The organism is Aeromonas sp. HMWF015, assembly GCF_963878965.1.
GTDB lineage: Bacteria > Pseudomonadota > Gammaproteobacteria > Enterobacterales > Aeromonadaceae > Aeromonas > Aeromonas veronii.
On sequence record NZ_CAWNZT010000339.1, the window covers coordinates 21,063 to 27,062 of the forward strand.

The following is a 6,000-nucleotide window of genomic DNA, read 5'->3' on the forward strand; positions in this document are numbered from 1 at the left end:
ATTCCAGTATATTGGATGGCACCTGATCCGTTAGAAGCGACTGTTTATGGCAAATCCTGAAATCGAGAGCCCGCTGGACGGGATCGACAAGTTGACCGTCTCGCTCTACCGCCTTGGCTTGAGTGCGGCAGCCCTGTTGCTGCTCTGTCGCGGTGCGGCGCTGCTGAGCGGGATGGCATTGCTTCCGTCGGCACAATGGTTGATGTCGCTGGCAGTGGCAAGCGCAATCTGCGGCTTCTCGCTGCATATCTACGACAAGCGGATTCGCCTGATTCTGCAGGGATTTGGGTGGGGCGCATTGGCCCTGGCAGCGGTGGGGGCACCGGATGCGCTGGTGCTGGGGGCGGCGTTGGCGACCCTCTCCGGGTTGGCGTTCAAGGAGCAGTTTTGCTTCGCCATTCCCGGTATCAAGCTGGTGCCCGTATTGCTGCCGGCGTTATGGCTGCTGGAGTGGTTGCGGGTGGAGTGGGCCGCCGCATGGGTGGCGCTGGTCTGCGGGGCTCTGTTGACCTTGCTGGCGCTGGCCAAGTGGCGGATGCCCCTGCACTTCGATATCGGTGACAAGGGGCGTTACCAGATCTAGGTCTGCTGGCACACCTTCATCTGCTGGTTGAGGGCCTCCATCACCTGACGGCGGCTGATGATGCCGATCACCTTGCCCTGTTGCAGCACCGGGTAGATCTTGGGCTTGGCATCGGCCATCTGGCGAGCCAGCTCCAGAATGCTCTCATCCGGCCCGACCGAGAGGGGCGAACGGTTCATCAGATCCTCCACCCGGGTGCGGGTATCGCAGTGGTAGCTGCCGGTGAGCAGGCTGGGGATGCAGTCTTGTTCGGAAAGAAAGCCGATCAGCCGTTTCTGCTCATCCAGCACCGGCAGGCCGCCAAGACCCGATTGATGCAGGCGATCCAGTGCCTCGGCCAGGCCGAGTCCGGCAGTGAGAGAGTGGGTCAGGCGACCCATGTGGTGGTGTACTTTCAGCATGGTGGTGACTCCGCAAGAGGGGGATGCTGCCACTATGACGCGGGTGGGTGGCCTGCGACCAATGGCTTGTGCCGCAGGGATTGATAGGCACAAGCCATCGGCGGTGATCCGCTGGCAGGCGGGCTTCGTTCATGCAAGACCATGAAAGGGAAAGGAGATCGTATGCGTGCATTGGTTACGGGCTGCGGCCGTCGACTCGGATTTTATCTCTGTGAACAGCTGATGGCAGCGGGCTGGCAGGTGACGGGCAGCTATCGCAGCGAGCGGCCGGAGCTGGCCACGTTGGCTGCATTGGGGGGCGAACTGGTGCAGGCGGATTTTGGTCGGGAAGATGACGTTGGCAAGCTGATCGATGTGCTGGCGACCCATCAGGATCTGGCGCTGGTGATCCACAACGCCTCGGCCTTCGAGCCGCAGGCAACTGATCCGGCGGCGCAACTGGCCCAGCTCGAGCAGTTCTACCGGGTACACATGGCGGCCCCCTTCCAGCTAAACCGGGCGCTGGCCCCCCAGCTGGCCAGCAACCCCAACGCCAGCATCATTCACATCACCGATATCTATATTCATGCCCCGGCCCCCCGTTTTGCCAGCTATGTGGCGACCAAGGCGGGAGCCCATTCACTGGCCATGAGCTTTGCCCGAGAGCTGGCGCCTGCGGTGCGAGTCAACACCATAGAGCCGGGCCCCATTCTGTTTCTCGACGAGCATGACGAGGCATGGCGCCAGCAGGTGTTGGCGAAAACACCGCTGGCGCGGGAGGGAGGGCTTGAGCCCATCTGGCAGGCGGTGCAGTTACTGATGGGGAACAGTTATATGACGGGGGCCAGCATCAAGGTGGATGGCGGGCGCGCGCTGGCCACTCTCTGAAGATTTGCCGAGCTCCAGCGGCACCAGCCCGACCTGCCGGGTCAGCAAGCCTTTGCCGGGTTTAAGCTTGCCCGACGGGGCGGGGAGCGTCACTTGCAGCGCCACCTTGGGGTCATGCACCTCGCCATGGCCGTAGAACTCGGCCAGCAGCTCCGCCAGATAGGAATCGACCTCTGCCGAGGCAAAGTCACCGCTCCTGTTGCTGGCCAGAATATCGATGTCGAGCGGCCGGTCGTGCACCTTGCAGAGCGGATCGCTGCGATCCCGGCCGTGAGCCACCTCGAGGGCGACAAAGTGCTGCTTGAGGCGGGCGGCATCGAGCGGGCTCTCCACCACCAGCAGGCAGTTGAGAAAGTCGTGGCTGGAGTGCATTCCCACCGGCTTGGTGCGGATCACCGAACTCAGCCGCAGGGGGCCGACGTTCGCAAGCAGCTCGGCCAGCGCATGGCTGACATGGGTATGCGGGTCAAGATTGGAACCAATGCTACACAGATAGAACATGCTCACCTTCCCTGGGTTGGGCTCATCTGAAATGTATACGCAGCTCACGGTTATCGGATTAACTATGGCTTAACATTGTCTTATCTATTGTGATCCGGCACTGATTGGCAGAAAGGAGGTTTGCATGAGTGTGGAGCTGAAATGGGCGCTGTTGACCGCCTCGGGCGCGCTGGCGATGATCATGATTATCTGTCTGGCCTCTGTCGCGTTGGCGTGAATCACCACAATCCAGATAATACAAACCGGCCTGTTGGCCGGTTTTGTTTTTTGGGGCGGTGCGGCTATGCTGGCGCACCGGTGAGAATGCAAGAGAAGAGATGATGACCAAGGTTCGCCCACGCTCCCTGCTGCAGGTGGTATTGATGGGATTTGTGCTGGTGTTGATGCCGCTGGGCGGCATGATCTGGCACAACAGCACCTCCCTTGCCCACCTCAGTCAGCTCACCAGCGACGAGATGGAGCGGGCGGTCAAGGATACCCGCCGCGCTACCCTGCTGACGGCGCAAGCCATCGATATCGAACGCACCTTACGCCGCTTCGCGGTGCTGGGGGATCGCCGCAGTCTCACCAGCTACCAGCAGCAACTCGATGGTTATCGGGTGTTGCTGGCGGAACACCGCAACTCCATCACCGACGGCCAGCTCTACAGCGGGCTCGATCAGGGGCTGGCCTGGCTCGACAGCCTGCAGGATGCCGCGTTGGCCCGGGCGGCGGCAGCGGGGGACAAGCTGGAGCAGTTCAACGATGCCAACAAGCAGCTCGAAATAGTCACCCGCAGCCGGGTTGACGAACACATGGATCGGGTACAGCTCACCATCGCCGGACTGACCAGCGAGCTCTGGTGGGTGAGCGGTGCGGTAGCGGCGCTCAGCCTGCTGATGGTCTTTATCTTCACCTACCTCATCATCCACCCGGTACGACAGATTGAGTCGCGCATTTTGAGCCTGGGAGCCGGGGTCGAACCCGATCCCAAGCCGGTTGACGGCCCTGCCGAGCTGGTCTTGCTGGGGGAGCGGATCGTCTGGCTGCACGACAAACTCAAAGAACTGGAGCTGCAGAAATACCAGTTCCTGCGCCATGTTTCCCACGAACTCAAGACCCCGTTGGCGGTGCTGCGGGAGGGGACGGATCTGCTCTGCGAGCAGCTGGTCGGGCCTTTGACGCCCGATCAGCTGGAGATCTGTCAGATGCTCGACGAGAACAGTCGGCGTTTGCAGACCCTGATCGAGCGGCTGCTCGATTTCAACCGGCTCAGTCAGCAGGAGGCCTTCGAACTGGAGCCCGTCCCCCTGCTGCCGATGTTGTCGGAACTTTCTGCAGAGTACCGGCTGGCATTGGAGTCCAAGCAGATCCGTGTACACTTGCCGACCGTGCCGGTTACCCTGTGGGCGGAGCCCTACCGGCTACGGCTGATCCTCGATAACCTCTTCTCCAACGCCGTCAGTTACGGCGCCAGCGGGGGCAATATCTGGATCAGGGCAGGGCAGGATGAACAGATAAGCTGGCTGGAAGTGGCCAACGAGGGGCCCAAGATCCCCGTGGCCGATCAGCAACGCATTTTTGAACCCTTCGAGCAGGGCAGCACTGTGCGGCAAGGTCTCTTGAAAGGCTCGGGCATGGGCCTCTCCATCGCCCGCGAGTCTGCCAACAGCCTGGGGGGGGAACTGGTTCTGGTAGAGGATGAACAGGCGGATGTCTGCTTCAGGTTGACGTTGAAATGAGGACTATGAAGATACAACGCGTATTTCCAGCTCTGATGGCAGGGCTGCTCGCGGGTTGCTCCTTGCTGCCGCAACAGGCACAGCGGGAGTCCTCCGATATCGCTTTTGCCAAGCGGATGGAGTTTGCCAACAAGGAGATGCAGGTGCGTCTGCAATACTCCGACTGGCTGCTGGCCAGTCACCCCCAGCAACGGGTGCAGGAGCGTCAGCGTCTGAAAGGGGCTGACGATCTGGAGAGCCGGGTCAGTCTGGCGATGGTGGACTCCCACCCCGCCGAGTCGGTGGCCAATCGCACTGCCGGTCTGGCGCGCCTGAAGCAGATGCTGCCTGAACTGGGTCTCGATGCGCAGGCCTTTTTACGTAGCTGGATCGCCCTCGGCGAGCAGCTGCTGGCCCGCGACAGCCGTCGCGATGACCAGAGTCAGGAGATCCAGCGGCTGCGCCGCCAGATCGAGCAGCTGACCGCTATCGATGACCAGCTCAACCAGCGCAAGCTGAACGAGAATCGTGAGGTAATACCATGAGCCGGATCCTGTTGGTGGATGACGACGTCAGCCTGCTCAAACTGATGAGCATGCGGCTGCGCAGTCAGGGTTATGAAGTGGATACCGCCGACAGTGCGGAAGGGGCCCTCGACCGGTTGCGTCAGCAACGGGCCGATCTGGTGCTGAGCGATCTGCGGATGGCCGGCATGGACGGTCTGGCGCTGTTCGAGCGGATCCAGGCCCAGTGGCTGGGGTTGCCGGTGATCATCATGACCGCCCACGGCACCATCCCGGACGCCATTCAGGCGACCCGCTCCGGCGTCTTCAGCTTCCTGACCAAACCCATCAACAAGGATGAGCTGTTCGCCACCATCGAACATGCGTTGAGTCTGACGCGGCCGAAACAGCAGCAGGAGTGGCAGTCGCTGATCCTGACCCGCAATCCCCAGCTGGAGCAGCTGCTGATCCAGGCTCACAGCATCGCCACCATGGAGGTGCCGGTGCTGATCATGGGGCCGTCAGGCTCCGGCAAGGGGGCGATGGCGCAGGCGCTGCATCAGGCCAGCCAGCGGCGCGACAAGCCGCTCCATACCATCAACTGTGCCGCCATTCCGTGGGCGTCACTCGACTTGCAGCTGTTTGGTGAAGATGGCCAGTCAGGGCTGTTCGAGCAGGCCAAGGGGGCGACCCTGTTTCTCGACGAGATTGGCAGCCTCTCCGAATCCCTGCAGGCCAAGCTGCTGCAGGTGATGGAGGAGTATGGTCAGGGCACGCCGGAGGTGCGGGTGCTCAGCTCCAGCCATCAGGATCTGGTCAAGGCGATGGAGGAGGGGCGCTTTCGGGAAGATCTCTTCTACCGTCTCAACGTCGCCAATATCACCTTGCCGTCTCTCAGTGCCCGCAGCGAGGATATCCCCCTGCTGGCCCGACAGGCGCTCGACGATTACCGTAGCCGCCACAGCGACTGCGCCGCCATGGGTTTTTCGCCCGAGTCGCTGGCGATGCTGGCTGCCGCGGCCTGGCCCGGCAACGTGCGCCAGCTCTGCAACGTGGTGGAGCAGCTCGCCAGCCTCTGTTGCAGCCCGGTGATCGGGGTTTCCATGGTGGAGTCAGCCCTGAGCGGTGGTGGCGGCGGCATCCCCTCGTTCAACGAGGCGCGGGCCGAATTCGAGAAGGAGTATCTGATCCGTTTGCTGCGCACCACCGAGGGCAACGTGACCCTGGCGGCCAACATGGCGGGCAGAAACCGTACCGATTTTTACAAGTTATTGAATCGGCACGGTATCGAAGCTGCAAACTTCAAATCGAAGGGATAAATCAGGCGGGATCAACCACCGCCGGAGCGGCATCGGCTTTTTGAGTTTTATGGGAGAGCCAGAGGCCGCTCGCCTTCATCAGGTAACCGAACAAGGCGCCAATGATGAGGGAGGGCAGGATCAGCC

At 61.7% G+C, this 6,000-nt stretch carries 8 protein-coding genes and 1 pseudogene; 6 read left to right on the forward strand and 3 right to left on the reverse strand.

Features of this window, described 5'->3' with window-relative positions; translation table 11 throughout:
• Positions 1 to 46 precede the first annotated feature (46 nt).
• Positions 47 to 583 carry a DUF2301 domain-containing membrane protein gene (locus AACS18_RS16790; RefSeq protein WP_042054827.1) on the forward strand — a complete coding sequence of 179 codons (537 nt, stop codon included), beginning with the start codon at positions 47 to 49 and terminating at the stop codon, positions 581 to 583.
• Here AACS18_RS16790 and AACS18_RS16795 read toward each other — a convergent pair.
• Positions 580 to 984: a CBS domain-containing protein gene (locus AACS18_RS16795; protein WP_108612781.1), complete on the reverse strand. Its 405-nt coding sequence runs from the start codon at positions 982 to 984 to the stop codon at positions 580 to 582. The two genes, AACS18_RS16790 and AACS18_RS16795, sit on opposite strands and share 4 nt — an antisense overlap.
• Positions 985 to 1,146: 162 nt before the next feature.
• Between AACS18_RS16795 and AACS18_RS16800 the strand changes: the two genes are divergently transcribed.
• Entirely contained in the window at positions 1,147 to 1,851 is a 705-nt protein-coding gene (locus AACS18_RS16800; protein WP_108612782.1) for an SDR family oxidoreductase, read from the forward strand.
• Here AACS18_RS16800 and AACS18_RS16805 read toward each other — a convergent pair.
• The gene (locus AACS18_RS16805) at positions 1,777 to 2,352 is read right to left on the reverse strand and encodes a 2-amino-4-hydroxy-6-hydroxymethyldihydropteridine diphosphokinase (protein WP_108612783.1); all 576 of its coding nucleotides are present in this window, start codon (positions 2,350 to 2,352) and stop codon (positions 1,777 to 1,779) included. The genes AACS18_RS16800 and AACS18_RS16805 overlap by 75 nt on opposite strands.
• Positions 2,353 to 2,476: 124 nt before the next feature.
• On the opposite strand from AACS18_RS16805, the gene cydH reads away from it, so the two are divergent.
• From cydH to AACS18_RS16825, 4 genes are all read left to right on the forward strand, one after another.
• Positions 2,477 to 2,569, forward strand: a complete 93-nt coding sequence (cydH, locus tag AACS18_RS16810; RefSeq protein ID WP_005339800.1) for a cytochrome bd-I oxidase subunit CydH — start codon at positions 2,477 to 2,479, stop codon at positions 2,567 to 2,569.
• Between the two features lie 103 nt (positions 2,570 to 2,672).
• The gene (locus tag AACS18_RS16815; RefSeq protein ID WP_005339801.1) at positions 2,673 to 4,073 is read left to right on the forward strand and encodes a sensor histidine kinase; all 1,401 of its coding nucleotides are present in this window, start codon (positions 2,673 to 2,675) and stop codon (positions 4,071 to 4,073) included.
• 5 nt (positions 4,074 to 4,078) lie between these two features.
• Positions 4,079 to 4,597 (forward strand): hypothetical protein, encoded by a 519-nt coding sequence (locus AACS18_RS16820; protein ID WP_040070048.1) that lies wholly within the window; start codon positions 4,079 to 4,081, stop codon positions 4,595 to 4,597.
• Positions 4,594 to 5,874, forward strand: coding sequence for a sigma 54-interacting transcriptional regulator (locus AACS18_RS16825; RefSeq protein WP_005339807.1), 1,281 nt, complete (start codon positions 4,594 to 4,596; stop codon positions 5,872 to 5,874). The genes AACS18_RS16820 and AACS18_RS16825 overlap by 4 nt, the downstream gene beginning before the upstream one ends.
• 1 nt (position 5,875) lies before the next feature.
• Here the strand turns inward: AACS18_RS16825 and AACS18_RS16830 are convergent.
• Positions 5,876 to 6,000 (reverse strand): annotated as a pseudogene (locus AACS18_RS16830) (DUF1097 domain-containing protein); the annotation flags it as partial.

What these genes read in the sequence shown, in the direction of transcription:
- AACS18_RS16790 (WP_042054827.1), top strand. Translation starts at nt 47, where the DNA reads ATGGCAAATCCTGAAATCGAGAGCCCGCTGGACGGGATCGACAAGTTG.
- AACS18_RS16795 (WP_108612781.1), bottom strand. Translation starts at nt 984, where the DNA reads ATGCTGAAAGTACACCACCACATGGGTCGCCTGACCCACTCTCTCACT.
- AACS18_RS16800 (WP_108612782.1), top strand. Translation starts at nt 1,147, where the DNA reads ATGCGTGCATTGGTTACGGGCTGCGGCCGTCGACTCGGATTTTATCTC.
- AACS18_RS16805 (WP_108612783.1), bottom strand. Translation starts at nt 2,352, where the DNA reads ATGTTCTATCTGTGTAGCATTGGTTCCAATCTTGACCCGCATACCCAT.
- cydH (WP_005339800.1), top strand. Translation starts at nt 2,477, where the DNA reads ATGAGTGTGGAGCTGAAATGGGCGCTGTTGACCGCCTCGGGCGCGCTG.
- AACS18_RS16815 (WP_005339801.1), top strand. Translation starts at nt 2,673, where the DNA reads ATGACCAAGGTTCGCCCACGCTCCCTGCTGCAGGTGGTATTGATGGGA.
- AACS18_RS16820 (WP_040070048.1), top strand. Translation starts at nt 4,079, where the DNA reads ATGAAGATACAACGCGTATTTCCAGCTCTGATGGCAGGGCTGCTCGCG.
- AACS18_RS16825 (WP_005339807.1), top strand. Translation starts at nt 4,594, where the DNA reads ATGAGCCGGATCCTGTTGGTGGATGACGACGTCAGCCTGCTCAAACTG.